Annotated in this window: 12 protein-coding genes; 9 read left to right on the forward strand and 3 right to left on the reverse strand. The window is 72.5% G+C overall.

The features are described from left to right. The first annotated feature begins 215 nt into the window (after positions 1 to 215). The gene (locus tag AB0F81_RS18440; protein ID WP_360198718.1) at positions 216 to 1,637 is read left to right on the forward strand and encodes a Laminin subunit beta-1; all 1,422 of its coding nucleotides are present in this window, start codon (positions 216 to 218) and stop codon (positions 1,635 to 1,637) included. A gap of 87 nt (positions 1,638 to 1,724) precedes the next feature. Beyond that, positions 1,725 to 2,861 carry an AI-2E family transporter gene (locus AB0F81_RS18445; protein ID WP_360198634.1) on the forward strand — a complete coding sequence of 379 codons (1,137 nt, stop codon included), beginning with the start codon at positions 1,725 to 1,727 and terminating at the stop codon, positions 2,859 to 2,861. Here the strand turns inward: AB0F81_RS18445 and AB0F81_RS18450 are convergent. Then, on the reverse strand, positions 2,858 to 3,658 hold the full coding sequence (locus tag AB0F81_RS18450; RefSeq protein ID WP_360198637.1) for an alpha/beta hydrolase: 801 nt from the start codon (positions 3,656 to 3,658) through the stop codon (positions 2,858 to 2,860). The two genes, AB0F81_RS18445 and AB0F81_RS18450, sit on opposite strands and share 4 nt — an antisense overlap. Before the next feature lie 3 nt (positions 3,659 to 3,661). Then, positions 3,662 to 3,922: a hypothetical protein gene (locus AB0F81_RS18455; protein ID WP_360198721.1), complete on the reverse strand. Its 261-nt coding sequence runs from the start codon at positions 3,920 to 3,922 to the stop codon at positions 3,662 to 3,664. Between the two features lie 120 nt (positions 3,923 to 4,042). Between AB0F81_RS18455 and AB0F81_RS18460 the strand changes: the two genes are divergently transcribed. Genes AB0F81_RS18460 through AB0F81_RS18470 form a run of 3 tightly spaced genes read left to right on the forward strand, consistent with a single transcriptional unit; the run spans position 4,043 to position 7,680 of the window. Continuing rightward, positions 4,043 to 5,536, forward strand: coding sequence for an aldehyde dehydrogenase family protein (locus tag AB0F81_RS18460; RefSeq protein WP_360198640.1), 1,494 nt, complete (start codon positions 4,043 to 4,045; stop codon positions 5,534 to 5,536). Positions 5,537 to 5,545: 9 nt separating this feature from the next. Continuing rightward, complete coding sequence (locus tag AB0F81_RS18465; RefSeq protein WP_360198643.1) at positions 5,546 to 6,187, forward strand: ATP-binding cassette domain-containing protein; 642 nt, start codon at positions 5,546 to 5,548, stop codon at positions 6,185 to 6,187. After that, positions 6,184 to 7,680 (forward strand): DUF6297 family protein, encoded by a 1,497-nt coding sequence (locus AB0F81_RS18470; RefSeq protein ID WP_360198646.1) that lies wholly within the window; start codon positions 6,184 to 6,186, stop codon positions 7,678 to 7,680. The genes AB0F81_RS18465 and AB0F81_RS18470 overlap by 4 nt, the downstream gene beginning before the upstream one ends. 1,066 nt (positions 7,681 to 8,746) lie before the next feature. On the opposite strand, the gene nucS is transcribed toward AB0F81_RS18470, so the two are convergent. Further along, positions 8,747 to 9,406 (reverse strand): endonuclease NucS, encoded by a 660-nt coding sequence (nucS, locus tag AB0F81_RS18475; RefSeq protein ID WP_360198648.1) that lies wholly within the window; start codon positions 9,404 to 9,406, stop codon positions 8,747 to 8,749. A 60-nt stretch (positions 9,407 to 9,466) separates the two neighbouring features. On the opposite strand from nucS, the gene AB0F81_RS18480 reads away from it, so the two are divergent. From AB0F81_RS18480 to AB0F81_RS18495, 4 genes are read left to right on the forward strand one after another with little or no spacing between them, the layout of a single operon-like run. Continuing rightward, the gene (locus tag AB0F81_RS18480) at positions 9,467 to 10,087 is read left to right on the forward strand and encodes a DUF4126 domain-containing protein (protein ID WP_360198651.1); all 621 of its coding nucleotides are present in this window, start codon (positions 9,467 to 9,469) and stop codon (positions 10,085 to 10,087) included. Continuing rightward, positions 10,084 to 11,439 carry a hypothetical protein gene (locus AB0F81_RS18485; protein WP_360198654.1) on the forward strand — a complete coding sequence of 452 codons (1,356 nt, stop codon included), beginning with the start codon at positions 10,084 to 10,086 and terminating at the stop codon, positions 11,437 to 11,439. Before AB0F81_RS18480 ends, AB0F81_RS18485 begins: the two co-directional genes overlap by 4 nt. 38 nt (positions 11,440 to 11,477) lie before the next feature. Next, the gene (locus tag AB0F81_RS18490; RefSeq protein ID WP_360198657.1) at positions 11,478 to 14,000 is read left to right on the forward strand and encodes an FtsK/SpoIIIE domain-containing protein; all 2,523 of its coding nucleotides are present in this window, start codon (positions 11,478 to 11,480) and stop codon (positions 13,998 to 14,000) included. Continuing rightward, positions 13,987 to 14,736, forward strand: a complete 750-nt coding sequence (locus AB0F81_RS18495) for a hypothetical protein (protein WP_360198659.1) — start codon at positions 13,987 to 13,989, stop codon at positions 14,734 to 14,736. The genes AB0F81_RS18490 and AB0F81_RS18495 overlap by 14 nt, the downstream gene beginning before the upstream one ends. Positions 14,737 to 14,777 lie beyond the last annotated feature (41 nt).

A 14,777-nucleotide genomic window follows, 5' to 3' on the forward strand; every position in this document is an offset into this window, starting at 1 on the left:
CTACCGGTTGCAAGACCGTCGGGAGTACGCGACGGTGAACCGGCCGGAAGGCTGTGAACATTTGAGGCCGTACCGGAGTTTCTCCGGTGCGGCCTCACTCGTTTTGGCGCGTAGCCTGGGTTTGGCAAGCCGAGGTGAGACAAAACGTGACTACCCGCACAGTCCCTGCAAACCCGGTGTGTACCGACATGCCCCGGGACGATGCGTATGTGAGGATGGACAACATGTCGCACGGCGGTGAAATCTTCGGTCTCGGCGGAGAGGCGGCCACCGAGCCCAGCTTCGAGACCGCCCTGCGGGGATACGAGAAGAAGCAGGTCGAGCGATACGTCGCCCGCGCGGAGAACGAGATCGCCGCGCTGGCCGCTGAGCGGGAGCAGGCCTACTCGCAGATCCAGGCGATGGCCGCGCAGATCAAGGGCCTGCAGCAGGAGCTCACCCAGACCCGGCGCAACTCCGGGATCACCGGCGAGGTCTCGTTCCGCCATCTCGGCCCGCGCGTCGAGCAGATCCTCGCCCTCGCCGAGGAGCAGGCCGAGGCGATCAAGGCGTCGGCCACCGATGACATCGCCAGCCGGCTCGCCGAGGCGGAGCGGATCCGGGCCGAGGCCGAGGCGCACGCCCACGACGGCATCCGCGACTTCGAGATCGCCCTCGCCGCCCGTCGCGCCGAGGAGGAGAAGGCCGACGCCGCGAAGCGCGCCGCGACCGACAAGGCGCTGGCCACCGCCCGGCAGAATGCCGAGCAGCTGCGCGCCGAGGCCGAGGCGGTGCTCAACCGGTCCCGCAGCGAGGCCAAGCACCTGGTCGAGAAGGCGTCGCAGGACGCCGCGCGCACCAAGGCCGAAGTGGACGGCTACGTGCAGTCCACCCGGGTCCAGGCCGAGCAGGAGCTGAAAGCCCTGCGGGACAAGACCCAGCAGGACATCACGGCCAAGCGCAACGAGGCCGACCGTGAGCACGCCGACCTCAAGGCGTCCGTCGAGCACGAGCTGGCCCTGCGCCGTCACTCGGTGCTGGAGGAGCTCGCCCAGATGCGGGCCGGCGTCGAGAAGCAGTGCGCCGACCTGCGCAGCGAGGCCGACAAATACGCGGAGGAGGTGCTGCGCCGCTCCGACGAGCAGGCGACCGCCGTCCGCAAGGAGATCGCCGCGCAGCAGGAGAAGATCGCGCAGGCCGGCCGCGACCTCGAGGCCGCCCAGGCCGAGATCGCCGAGGCCGAGCAGCGCCGGGCCGCCGCCGAGGAGCAGGCCCGCACCGCGGAGAAGGAGACCGAGCGGGTCCAGCAGCGTCTGGCCGACGTGCACACCCAGCTCGAGGCGGAGCTCAAGCGGGTCTCCGAGGCGGAACGAGCCGGGGAGGCCGCCGAGCGGCACGCCGCAGACGTCCGTCGTCAGGTGCAAAAAGAGGCGAAGCGGGTGGCCGAGCTGGCCGCTGCCGCGGTGCTGGCCGCCGCTGCCACCCCCGAGGACCAGGACGGTTCCCCGGAGGCCGACGGCAAGCCCGTCACCGGAGGCCCGGCCGTCGCGCCGAGCACCCCGCCGAGCGCCCCGCCGACCGCTCAGCCCGCCAAGGTGACCGCCTCGGCGAAGGTGACCGTCCCGCAGGCGAGCCGCGTCCCCGCCGACGCGGAGTGAGACTGCGACGCCTGCTCCGCCCGGGTGGCGGAGCAGGCGTCACGGCGATAACGTCCGGGATCTCCGATGCGCGCTGTGGAGGTCCCGATGTCGTCCCCTGATGAACCCTCCACGAAGAACGAACCCGATCCCGCGCCCGAACCGGCTCCGGAGCCGGAGCCGGTGGACGACGACACCAAGTTCGGTGAGCCCGGGCCGCCGCTGAACCGGCGCAGCCCGTTCCTGTTCGGATTCCTCTTCGGACTCGGCGTCATCCTGGCGTACGCGTTGTTCCTCGGCGTCCGCAACGCCGCCTCGATCCTGGTGCTGATCTTCATCGCGCTGTTCCTGGCGATCGGCCTCAACCCGGCGGTGAGCCGGCTGCGCCGGTGGGGCCTGCCCCGCGGCATCGCGGTGACGATCGTCGCGCTCACCGTGGTCGCGCTGCTCGCCGGTGGCCTGGTCGCCCTGATCCCGCCACTGGTCACGCAGACCACCGAGCTGGTCAACAACGCGCCCGAGGTGATCGAGAGCCTGCGCCGCAGCGAGACGGTGAACGAGCTGGTCCAGCGCTACGACATCGCCAACAAGGTGCAGAGCGCGATCAACGCGGGCACGGTCGGCAACGCGGTGGGCGGCGTGCTCGGCGGGGCCAGACTGCTGTTCGGGACGATCTTCAACATCCTGACCGTGCTGGTCCTGACGATCTACTTCATGGCGTCCTTCGAGCGGATCAAGGAGACCGGTTACTCGCTGGTCCCGGCGTCGCGGCGGGCGCGGGTGCGGCTGCTCACCGACGAGATCCTCACCAAGGTCGGCGCCTACATGGTGGGCGCCCTGACGATCGCCATCCTGGCCGGGGCGAGCACCTTCGGGCTGGCGCTGGCGCTCGGCCTGGCGTACCCGTTCGCACTGGCCGTGGTGGTCGCGATCTTCGACCTGATCCCGCAGATCGGCGCCACCCTCGGCGCGATCATCGTGAGCCTGGTCGGGCTCGCGTCGTCGATCACCGACGGGATCGTCTGCATCGTGTTCTTCATCGTCTACCAGCAGGTGGAGAACTACCTGATCTACCCGAACGTGATGCGGCGCTCGGTCAAGGTCAGCGACGTCGCGGCGCTGGTGGCGGCCCTGGTCGGCGTCGGCCTGTTCGGCGTCATCGGCGCGCTGGTCGCCATCCCGATGGTGGCCGCCATCCAGCTGATCATGCGCGAGGTGATGCAACCCAGCATGGAGACGCGCTAATCGCGCAGCGGGCGGGGCACCTCGACGTCGGAGAAGGCGGCGACCGTACGATCCGCGTACGCCCCGGCGTCGCCGGTCTCCATCGGACCGTCCCAGGTCCGCGGCAGCGGGGTGGGCACGTCCGGCGCGACGCGCCGGACGATCTCGTCGAGCACGGTCTCGGCGTCGCCGACCCACAGGTGCTTGCCGCCCTCCACCGGCACCACCTCGCACTGCGGGATCGCGGCGAACCGCTCCGTCGCCTCGGCCGGGCGCAGGTAGTCGTCGAACTCCGGGATGATCGCGGTCACCGGCTTGCCGGCGGCGGCCCAGGCGTCCAGGTGCTCGGGCTTGGAGAAACGCAACGGCGGGGAGAGCAGGATCGCGCCGCTGACCGCGGGGTCCAGGCCGTACATCAGAGTCAGGTCGGTGCCGAACGACCAGCCGACCAGCCAGATGTTGGGCAGGTCGTGGAACTCGGCGTACTCGATGGCGGCGGCTACGTCGTACCTCTCGTCGACGGCGTGCGAGAAGGAGCCGCCGCTGGTGCCGCGCACACTGCTCGTGCCGCGGGTGTTGAACCGCAGCACCGCGATGCCGGCCAGGGCCGGCAGCCGCCAGGCCGCCTTGCGGTAGACGTGGCTGTCCATCATCCCGCCGTGCGTGGGCAGCGGATGCAGGCAGACGAGGGTGGCGACCGGTTCGCGGTCGGCCGGGCGGGCCAGCTCACCGACGAGGGTGACGCCGTCCGCGGTGTGCAGCTCGATCTCCTCGCGGGTCGCGGGAAGGATCGAGTTGGCCCGGATCTGGTTGCTCACTGATCAACCATAACGAGGAGCGTTTCGCGAGCGCTCCACCCCTGGCGCCCGCCGGTCGCGGGCCCGCCAGCAGCCGGTGTGCCAGTGCCGCCGGTCGCTCTCGTCGCCGTAACCGTCGGCCGGCCACGCCACGATGTGGGCCACACCCGGGCGGATGTCCTGCATACAGCCCGGGCACCGGTACGTCTTCACCGCCGCCGCACCGAAGATGTTCCGCACCATCCACTCGCCGTCCTGCCACTGCTGGACGCGCTGTTCGGTGATGCCGGGACGGTCCGGGCGGGGCTCGGGGTCGTCACGGCGGCGGGGACGATTACGGCGGGGACTCACAACTCCCAGAGTACGTAGTGACTGATCAGTAACAATCGCCCTACACTCGCGGTCATGACGGCGATTCACGTTCCGGGCCAGCCTGTGATCGAGGACGGTTGGCTGATCTCCACGAACCCGGCCACCGGCGACGAAGCCGGCCGCGTGCCGGTCGCGGACGAGAAGGCGGTCGTCGCAGCCGTCGAGCGAGCCCGCGAGGCCGCCGCCTGGTGGCAGAGCATCGGCTACGACGGGCGCAAGACCCGCCTGCTGCGCTGGCGCACCCTGCTGGTCGAGCGGATCCAGGAGCTCGCCGAACTCACCCACCGCGAGGCCGGCAAACCGGTCACCGACGGGATCATCGAGGTCACCGCCGCGGTGGAACACCTCGACTGGGCGGCCCGCAACGCGAAACGGGTGCTCGGCCCCCGCCGGGTCCGGACCCGGCTGCTGCTCGCCGAGCACTCCGGCCACCTGGAGTACCAGCCGTTCGGCGTGGTCGGCGTGATCGGCCCGTGGAACTACCCCATCGTCACCCCGGTCGGCCCGATCAGCGGCGCGCTGGCCGCCGGCAACACCGTCGTCTTCAAGCCGAGCGAGTACACGCCGGTGGTCGGGCAGTGGCTCGCCGACACGTTCGCCGAGATCGTCCCGGAGCACCCGGTCCTGCAGGCCGTGCACGGCTTCGGTGACGTCGGCGGGGCGCTGTGCCGCTCCGGCGTCGGCAAGATCTCGTTCACCGGCTCCACCGCCACCGCCAAGAAGGTGATGGCCGCCTGCGCGGAAAATCTGGTGCCGGTGGTACTGGAGGCCGGTGGCAAGGACGCGCTGATCGTCGACGAGGACGCGGACGTGGCGGCGGCCGCCGAGGCGGCGGTCTGGGGCGCGATGACCAACGCCGGGCAGACCTGCATCGGCATCGAGCGGGTCTACGCGGTGGCCCCCGTCTACGACCGGTTCGTCGACGCCGTGGTGGAGAAGGCGGGCAGACTGCGGACCGGCGAGGAGATCGGGCCGATCACCATGCCCCGCCAGCTGGAGATCATCCGCGACCACATCGAGGACGCGATCGCCAAGGGCGGGCGTGCGGTGCTCGGCGGGACGGACGCGGTCCAGGCGCCCTATGTCGCGCCGACGGTGCTGGTCGACGTGCCGGAGGACTCCTCGGAGATGCGGGAGGAGACGTTCGGGCCGACGCTGACCATCACCCGGGTGCGGGACGCGGACGAGGCCGTGCGGAAGGCGAACGACACGCCGTACGGGCTGGGTGGCTCGGTCTTCGGCAAGAAGAACGCGATCCGGATCGCCCGGCGGCTGCGCTCCGGCATGGTCGCGGTCAACGGCACCCTCACCTTCGTCGGCATGGGCAACCTGCCGTTCGGCGGGGTCGGCGAGTCCGGGTTCGGGCGCATCCACGGCGAGGACGGGCTGCGGGAATTCGCCCGGCCCAAGGCGATCACCGTGCGGCGGGCGAAGTCCCTGCTCCCGGCCATGACGTTCGAGCGCACCCCGGCACAGGTCGGCCAGATCGTGAAGGCACTGCGCCTGCTCTACGGCCGCAAGCCATAGTCTGATCGGGTGGTGGATCACCCGGCGGTCGAGGTCAGCAGTCTATCGGTCAGCTACGGTTCCACGCCGGTGCTGGTGAACGTCGGGCTCACCGTCCCGGCCGGCACCGGCGTCTGCGTGACCGGGGAGAACGGCATCGGCAAGTCCACACTGCTGCGCTGCGTCAGCAGCCTGCAGCAGCCGGACGCCGGCACCATCCGGATCTTCGGCGCCGAACCCGGCGAGACCCCGGAGTTCTGGCGTGCCGTGGTGACCACCGTGGAGCCGCCGACCTGGTACCCGGGTCTCACCGCCCGGGAACACGCCGAACTGATCTGCCGGGCGCACGGCCAGGACCCCGACGACGCCGGCATCGACGAAGCCCTCGACCGGTTCGGCCTGTCCGGGCACGCCGACGCCATCCCGCCGTCGCTCTCCTCCGGTCAGAAACAGCGCCTCACCCTGCTGCTGGCCCTGCTCCGGCCCAGCTCGCTGCTCATCCTCGACGAACCCGAACAGCGCCTCGACCCGGACGGGCGGGCGCTGGTCGCCGCGATGCTCGCCGACTACCAGGCGGCCGGCGGCTCCCTGCTGCTGGCCAGCCACGACGACAAGTTCGCGGTCGCCTCCGGCGCCGAACTCACCACCATGGAATCGCTGGGCCGGCCGTGACCGTCACCGTCCCGCTGCGCCCGGTCCGCCGCTGGATCCACCGCACCCAGTCCGCCCACCGCGACCGGGGCGAATTCCTGGGCAGCGTCTACGTCGCGGTGCTCTTCGTGGTCATCGTCGGGGCGATGCTGCACCGGCAACTCACCGCCACCTTCTGGCCCGCAGACCCGGCACTTTCCGGCGTTTCGGCGATCGCGCTCGGCGTACTCTCCGCTGCCCTGATCCTGCTCGCCCTGCGCCGCCTCGGCCCGGTCTCGCTCAGCCGGCCGGCGGCGTACTTCCTGCTCACCGCACCGGTCAGCCGCCGCCGGCTGCTGCTGCCCTCGGTCCGTCTCACCGCGGCCGCGGCGGCGGTTACAGCCGGCGCGGCCGGCTTCGCCGTCCTCGGGCACACCACGCACCGTGACACCGCGCCGGTCGGCCCGCTCACGCTCGCCGCCGCCGTCACCGGCGTCGCCCTCTTCCTGCTGGCCCGGTCGGCCCAGGCCGACACCGCCCGCGCCGCCCTCGTCGACCGGCTCGCCGCCGCCGCGCTCGCCGCCGGCCTGGCCGAGCTGGTCCTGGAGGCAGCCGGCTGGACGCCACCCACCCTGGGCGGGTGGCCCACCGGCGCGCTGGTGGTTCCGCTGACCGGTGCCCTCGCGGTCGTCGTCACCGCCGGCTTCCTCCTCGGCGTACGGGACCTCGCCCGCACCCCCAACGACCGCATCCTGGAGTCGGCGAAAACCGCAGGCACCCTGTTCGACGCGGCCTTCGGCATGGAACCGTCCTGGGTCGCCGACATGGTCGAACGCCGCTACTGGGCCCACCGCCGGCTGCGCTCCACCCGCCCGCCGGCCCGGCTGCCGGTCCTCGTCGGCCAGGACCTGCTGCTCGCCCGGCGCCGCCTGCCCCGCCTGCTCTGGCTGACCGCGGCCACCACCCTGCCGCTGCTCGCCGCCGACGGCCCCGGCTGGCTGCTGGCCACCCTCATCCCGCTGGGCGGCATGATCGCCGCCGGCACCACCACCGCCACCGTGAAGACCGACGCCGGCAACCCGGTCCTGCTCCGCCTCCTCGGCCTCAGCTCCCGCCACGCCCTGACCCAGCGCCTCTGGATCCCCGCCCTGCTGTCCACCGCCTGGACCACGATCGCGCTGACCCTGCTCCAGGCCACCGGCAACCTCCCCAGCGGCCTCTGGTGGCTGCTGGGCCTCACCGCCGGCCCGGTAGGCGCCGCCGCCGCCGTCCGCCACGCCCGCGTCGGCTTCGTCCGCAACGACCTGCTGCCCCTCGACACCCCGATGGGCACGGTCTCGACCGGCCCGCTGGTCAGCTCGGTGGCCGGGCCCGACCTGCTGCTCCTCACCCTGCCCACGATGCTCACGCTGGGCCAGGCCACACCGCCGTCCCCGACCGTGCTCGCCCTGCAGGCCACCTTGACCACCGTCGGCCTGCGCGCCTACCTCTCCCTCTCCACCTCCGAGTCCCGCGTCCCCCTCTCCCCCCGCTGACCCCACCTCACCCCCAGCCCTCACTACCCCGCCGGCACTCAACGTCGCCAGCCCAACCAAAACAACCCTCAGGCCCAGCCAGCCAAACCAGCTGACGCTCAGCGCCCGCTGAGACCAGCCAAAGCAACCCTCACGCGCAGCCAGCCAAGCCAGCTGACGGTCAGCGCCCGCTGAGACCAGCTGAAGCAACCCTCACGCGCAGCCAGCCAGGCCAGCCGACGCTCAGCGCCCGCTGAGACCGGCCAAAGCAACCCTCACGCGCAGCCAGCCAAGCCAGCTGACGGCCAGCGCCCGCTGAGACCAGCTGAAGCAACCCTCACGCGCAGCCAGCCAGGCCAGCCGACGGTCAGCGCCCGCTGAGACCAGCTGAAGCAACCCTCACGCGCAGCCAGCCAGGCCAGCTGACGGTCAGGGCCCGCTGAGACCGGCCAAAGCAACGCTCAGGCGCAGCCGGCACGGCCGGCTGACAGCCAGCGCAGGATCGCCTGGGCCGAGACAGCGCTGGGACCAGCCGCGGAGATTGGCGACGGCGCCGGGAAGGGCCCAGCCGAAGGCTGGCCAGCGACGCAAGATGCGCAGCCGAGGGCTGGCGGCAACGCGCTGTTGCGACCGCGGCCAGGGGCGGGTTGGAGCGGCTGCGACAAAGCGCGCTGTGAGGCTGCGGCGAAGGCTCGCGGTGACCCCTGCGGGTCGGCGGTCCGACCTCCGCCGGGCGCGGCGGAGGTGTGTAGGGACGGTGCGGCGAAAGGCGCTTGGGGACGAGTGCGGCCTGCTGACCGAGAGGAAGAGGGTCGGCAGGTGTAGTAGCTGGAGGGTGCGGGTGATCGGCGTGAGTCGCCGTGCGGACCGCGCCCAGGCAAGGTTTTGGGGCGGTGATGGCCCACGTAGGGATCAAGCTTGACCGCCCGGAGTGGGCCATCACCGCCCCAAAACCGTCCCCACCTCGCGCGCCGCAACCGGACTGCCTCGCGCCGCAACCGGACTGCCTCGCGCCGCAACCGGACTGCCTCGCGCCGCAACCGGACTGCCTCGCGCCGCAACCGGACTGCCTCGCGCCGGGAGGAGGCTAGAAGAGGGTCAGCTCGTCGCGCTCCATGCCGCGGAGCTTGTCGTAGTCCACGACCACGCAGCGGATCCCGCGGTCGGTGGCCAGGACGCGAGCCTGGGGCTTGATCTCCTGGGCGGCGAAGATTCCCTTGACCGGCGCGAGCAGCGGGTCGCGGTTCATCAGTTCGAGGTAGCGGGTCAGCTGCTCGACACCGTCGATCTCGCCGCGGCGTTTCACCTCGACGGCCACCGAACCGCCGTCCGCGTCCTTGCAGAGCAGGTCGACCGGGCCGATCGCGGTCATGAACTCGCGGCGCACCAGGGTCCAGCCTTCGCCGAACGTCTCCGGGTGTTCGGCCAGCAGCTCCTGCAGGTGGGCTTCCACACCGTCCTTCTGCAGGCCAGGGTCGACACCCAGCTCGTACGAGTAATCCTGGAAGATCTCCTCCAGCGTGATCCGCAACTCCTCGCCGGCTTTGTTCACCACCTTCCAGACGCCCGGCGCCTCCTGCAGTTTGCAGGGCGGGCTCATCCAGTTGAGCGGCTTGTAGGCACGGTCGTCGGCGTGGATCGACACCGACCCGTCGGCTTTGACCATCAGCAGCCGCACTGCCGGAGGCAGGTGGGCGGAGAGACGGCCGACATAGTCCACGGAGCACTTCGCGATGACCAGACGCACCGGGCGACACTACCCGACTCCTGCCGGGCGAGGTTCGCATGCCGGTGCCATGCTGGTTTCGTGTTCGAAGCATTGACCGGCACCGGTCTCGCCGCATCGGCGGGCCTGAATGCATATATTCCGCTGCTCACGATGGGTCTGCTGGCCCGCTACACCGAGGCGATCAGTCTGCCGGCCGGTTGGTCGTGGCTGTCCAACGGCTGGACCCTGGTGATCCTCGGCCTGCTGCTCACGATCGAGGTGGTGGCCGACAAGGTCCCGGTCGTGGACCACCTGAACGACGTGGTGCAGACGTTCGTCCGGCCGACCGCGGGCGGGCTGGCGTTCGGCGCCGGTTCGGCGTCGGAGACGGTGACCGTGTCGGATCCGGGTTCGTTCTTCACCTCGCACCAGTGGGTGCCGATCGTCATCGGCGGGCTGATCGCGCTGGGGGTGCACGGCGTGAAGACCGCCTCCCGCCCGGTGGTGAACGCGTCGACCGCCGGTTTCGGCGCCCCGGTCGCCAGCACGGCCGAGGATTTCGGCAGCGTGGTGATGTCGGTGCTGGCCATCGTGTTGCCGGTGCTGGTGCTGATCGGGCTGCTCGTGCTGCTCCTGGGGACGGTCTGGGTGGTGCGGAAACGACGCCGGCGCAAGCGTGAGCGAATCTCGGGTGTCGAGACCCGCCAGCTGTTTGGTTGACTGCTCTGGTGCCCGCGGTCGCCGTTCCCTCTTTCGCCCTCGCCTGGTGGCTGGCCTGCTATCTGATCGGACGTGATCCGGGGCGGTGGGTGTTGCGGTGGGCGGCTGCCGCGCTGGCCACGTACGCCATCGGGGTTGCCGCCTGGACCGTCGCACCGGGTGCCATGTTTGCCCAGGTCCTGCTCTGCCTGCCCGCTCTGGGGTGGGCCGGCGCCGTGGTGGCGCTGCTGCCGTTGACGCCGCCGGAACGGCGGCCGATCGACCGTGGCGCCCTGGTGCTGGGGTTGCTCTTCCTGGTCATGGTGGTCGCCCTGCCGGGGGTGGGCCGCCTGGTCGCGCTGAGTCCGCTGCTCGGCGGCTTGACCCTGTTGTGGCGGCTGCGGGCGCAGGTGGTGCCGCGCATGCTGCCGTTGGCGCTGACCCTGATGGCGGTGCTGTACGCGTTCGCTCTCGGCCTGCTGCTGTCCCCCGCCGAGCTGGGCGGTGACGCCCTGCTGATCGGGGCGATCGGCGTGGATCTGCTGGTGGTGGGCTATCTGATCGCGGTGGCGCATGCCACCGAGGCGGGTGAGCGGCTGCGCCCGGACATGCGCCGCGCCCTGATCGCCGGGCTGGCGGCGACGGTGCTGGTGGGCGTTCCGGCCGCGGTCACGATGCTGCTGGTGCCCGGTCATGACGGGGTGGCGCTGGTCCAGTTCGGGGTGGTGGCGGTGACGTCGGCGGTGGCCGGCCTGACCGGCCGGCTGCGGCGGCTGCTGGACAAGGCCGCGCTGTACGACGACGCCGCCCTGCGTTCCGACCGGTCCACTCTGTTCCTGAACGCGGATGCGCTGCTGCGCCGGCGGGAGCCGCGCCGGCTCGGTTCGATCGGTGAGCCGGAGTTCCTGCGGCTGACCCGCCGGGCGCTGAACGATTTCGCCGACCTGGACCGGTTGGCGCGCAGCCCGCTGACCGACATGCCGGTGGTGGAGCGCCGGCTGGCCGGCCGGGAGGATCAGCCGCGGGCCCGGGCCCGGGAGTTGCGGGCGGTGCTGCGGGAGTCGGTGTCCGCGCTGCGCCCGCCCGGCCCGTTCAGCACGACGGACGACTGGCGCTACTACAACGTCCTGCAGTTCTGCTGCGTGCTGGGCCTGAACCCGTATGCGCGGCGGCAGCGCGGTGACGGGATGAGCCGGGAGGCGCGGCTGGCCGTGGACTGGTTCCGGCGGTATGTGTCGCGGGATGTGGCCCGGCAGTGGCAGCGGGAGGCCGCGATGGTCGTCGCGGAACGGCTGTGGACGGACCTCGGCGGCCGGCATCGGGCGTTGCCCGGGCGACCCGCCACGGACGAGATCACGACACGCAACGCATAAAGTCCCAAAAAGGTCGGAAATGGCTAAAATCCCCCACCATGGGTCACCGCAACGCGCTGGTCGCCGCGGTCCGGCAGGAACTGGCCGAGGCACGCGGCACCGCACGGGCGGTGCTTGCCGCCGCTGAGACAGCGCGTGGCGAGGCGCAGAACCGGCGCCGCCTCGTCCGGGACGCGTACGCCACCTGCCTCAGTCAGCTGGCGGCAGCCCGGGAGGCCGCCCGCGACGACATCCAGCGCCGCTATCGCAGCGAAGCCATCCGGCTCGCCGGCCACCTGCGCGGCCTGGCCACGGTCAGCGCCACCGGCGCGGCCGGAGCGCCGTGGCGGCTGTGGGCGCCGAGCGAACCGGAGCCCGGCGGCCGGCCGGGCCTGCTGCGCATCGGGACCATCTCGTTCGACGAGACCACCGCGCTGCCCGGCCTGATCCCGCTGCTCGACGCCGCGCACCTGCACCTCAGCGGGCCGACGGCGACCCTCGACGAGGTGATCACCGGTGTGCTGCTGCGGGCGCTCGGCAGCACCCGGCCCGGGGACGTACGGCTCACCGTCTACGACCCGGAGCGGCTGGGCGGCACGCTCGCCGCGTTCGCGCCGCTCGGGCCGGCCTTCGTCGGGCCGGGCGGCCTCGGATCGCTGCTGGACGAGCTGGCCGAGCACATCTGCCGGGTCAACGAGCTGGGCCGGCGCGGTGAGCCGTGGCGGCTCGTGGTGCTGCTCGCCGACCAGGCCACCGCCGCCGAGCTCACCGCGGGGCAGCAGGCGCAGCTGAACCGGATCGTGCGTACGGGCGTGGCCTGCGGCGTGCACCTGATGGTCCGCGGGCTGGAGCTGGAGGCCGACCCCACCGTGGAACGGATCGTGGTCCGGGACCGGAACGCGACCTGCGACTCGCTGGGCCGGCTGGAGATCCGGCTGGACCCGCCGCCGGACCCCGAGCGGATCGCCTTGTTCTGCCAGGGTGCGGCGAACCGGCTCCGGCCCGGCTCGCCGCACGCCCGGCTCGCCGACCTCGAGCCGGCGAAGCTGTGGGCCGAGTCGTCGCGGACCGGCCTCGCGGCGCCGATCGGGGACAGCACCGACGGGGCCCTGATCGAGGTGCCGCTCGATGACGGCGCGCCGCACGCGCTGATCGGCGGCCCGGCCGGCTCCGGCAAGACCAACCTGATCTACACCTGGCTGGGTTCGCTCGCCACCCGCTACGGCCCCGAGGAACTCGCCCTCTACCTGCTCGACTTCACCGACGGCACGTCGTTCGCCCGGTACGCGGCGAGCCTGCGCGACCCGAGCTGGCTGCCGCAGGTCCGCCTCGCCGGGATCAACGTCGACGGCGACCGCGAGTTCGGGCTGGCCATGCTGCGCCACCTCGGCGAGGAGCTGCGCACCCGTGCCCAGGCCGCCAAACGGCACGATGCCACCGGCCTGGCCGAGCTGCGCGCCGCGGATCCGGACGGCTACTGGCCCCGGATCGTCGCCGTGATCGACGAGTTCCCGGTGCTGATCGACGGGCGGGACGCGGTCGCCGAGGAGGCCGTCACCCTGCTGGAGGATCTGGCCCGGCGCGGACCCGCGCAGGGCATCCACCTGATCCTGGCGGGCCGGGAGGTGGCCGGCGCCGAGACGCTGACCGGCCGGTTCACGCTGCGGATCGCGCTGCCGAAGGCCCGCCGGATCCTGGCCGCGGACAACCTGGCGGCCGCGCTGATCCCCCGCTTCCACGCGGTGGTGAACACCGAGTCCGGGGCGGCCGGCGCCAACCGGGTCGTGCGGCTGCCGGATGCCGGGGACCTGACGGTCTGGCGGGCCACGCAGCGCAAACTCTGGCGGGGGCGGCCGCTCGGCTGCGAGGAGCCACGGCTGTTCGACGGTGACGCGGTGCCCCGGCTTCCGGCCGCGTACCGGCCGGCGGGACGGGTGCCGGCGGCGGACGCACCGGTCGGGTCGTCGCCGGGGGCGGTGCTCGGGGAGCGGATCGACGTGGCGGCACAACCGGCCCGCCTGCGGCTCGGGCGGATGCCGGGACGCAACCTGGCGGTGCTCGGCGCCCGTACCGATGAGGCCTGTGACGTGCTGGCGGCCGCCGCGCTGTCGCTGGCCGCGCAGGGGCCGGCGCACTTCAGCGTGGTCTGCCTGACGCCGGAGGCAGCGCCGGCGGCGGCTCGGCTGGTCGCCGAGCTGCCCGCCGCCGACTGGTACGACGCCTCCGACGTCCACTTCGACCTGCCGCCCTCGGACGTGCCCCGGTACGTGCTCGGTTACGCCTTGGACGCCGTCACCGCCGAGCACCGGGCCGCGCTGCGGGCCCTGCTGGCCGACGGCCCGGAACGGCGCACCCACGTGCTCGGCTGGTGGCGTTCGGTGTCCGCTCTGCGCGCGGACCTCGACACGGTCGGCGCCTGGGTCGCACTCGACGTGCCCGGGGCGGACCTCGCCGAGCTGCACCCGCAGCCGGACGGCCCGGCCTGGCATCCGCGGACCCGGCGGGCCCTGTTCTTCGACCGCTCCGTGCACCGCACACCCGAAGTGATCATCCCGTACGAGGTGAACAGTGACCACACGTGACCGGCAGCCCCTGGGCCGCGACTACCAGCTGATGGTGAGCGCCCTCGCCGACGTCACCCGGCGGCGTGACGCGGAGCTGGACGACGCCGAGCAGGCGTATCAGGACAGCGCGGCGCGGGCGGCCGGCGAACTGGCCCGGGCCGAGCACGACGCCCTCGCCGCGGACCGCTGGGCGGGCGCGGCGGCGGCACAGGTGCTGGACGTGGATCGGGAGGCGGCCCGGCTCTGGGATCAGCTGCGCCGGGCGCGCGGCATGCGGGTCCGGGCGCTGGGCGAGACGCCGGAACCGGCCCCGGTGGAGACACTGCCCCGGGTGGCCCTGCAGCGGCGGCCGACGACCGAGGACGCGCCGGCGCCCGGGCGGCAGTCGCCGCGGACGCTGCTCTCCCGGGCCGCGGACCGGATCGACGTGACGGTCCGGCCGGCCCGGCGCCCGCTGTCGCGGTGGCTGCTGCCGATGCTGCCGGTGGTGGGCGCGGTCTGCGCGGCGCTCACCGGGCTGGTCGCCGCCGGGCTGGTGACCTTCGGGGAGACCGGGGTGTGGGGTGGCGTGGTGATCCGCGGACTGGGATGGCTGACGTTCCTGGTGGCGCCGTCGTCGGGGGTGCCGGTGGCGGCGCTGCTGGCCCATCGGGGGATGCGAGCCCGGATGGACATCGGCGGGATCGGGCTGACATTGCTCGGCGGGATGGTGGCCGCAACGGCGCTGTCGCTGGCGTTCGCGGGGTCGCGCTGAGCAGGGACAGCGTCGCGCTGAACAGGAACGGCGTCGCGCTG

The sequence above is a fragment of the Actinoplanes sp. NPDC024001 genome (assembly GCF_040638955.1).
Classification (GTDB): Bacteria; Actinomycetota; Actinomycetes; order Mycobacteriales; family Micromonosporaceae; genus Actinoplanes.

What these genes read in the sequence shown, in the direction of transcription:
- AB0F81_RS18440 (WP_360198718.1), top strand. Translation starts at nt 216, where the DNA reads ATGGACAACATGTCGCACGGCGGTGAAATCTTCGGTCTCGGCGGAGAG.
- AB0F81_RS18445 (WP_360198634.1), top strand. Translation starts at nt 1,725, where the DNA reads ATGTCGTCCCCTGATGAACCCTCCACGAAGAACGAACCCGATCCCGCG.
- AB0F81_RS18490 (WP_360198657.1), top strand. Translation starts at nt 11,478, where the DNA reads ATGGGTCACCGCAACGCGCTGGTCGCCGCGGTCCGGCAGGAACTGGCC.
- AB0F81_RS18460 (WP_360198640.1), top strand. Translation starts at nt 4,043, where the DNA reads ATGACGGCGATTCACGTTCCGGGCCAGCCTGTGATCGAGGACGGTTGG.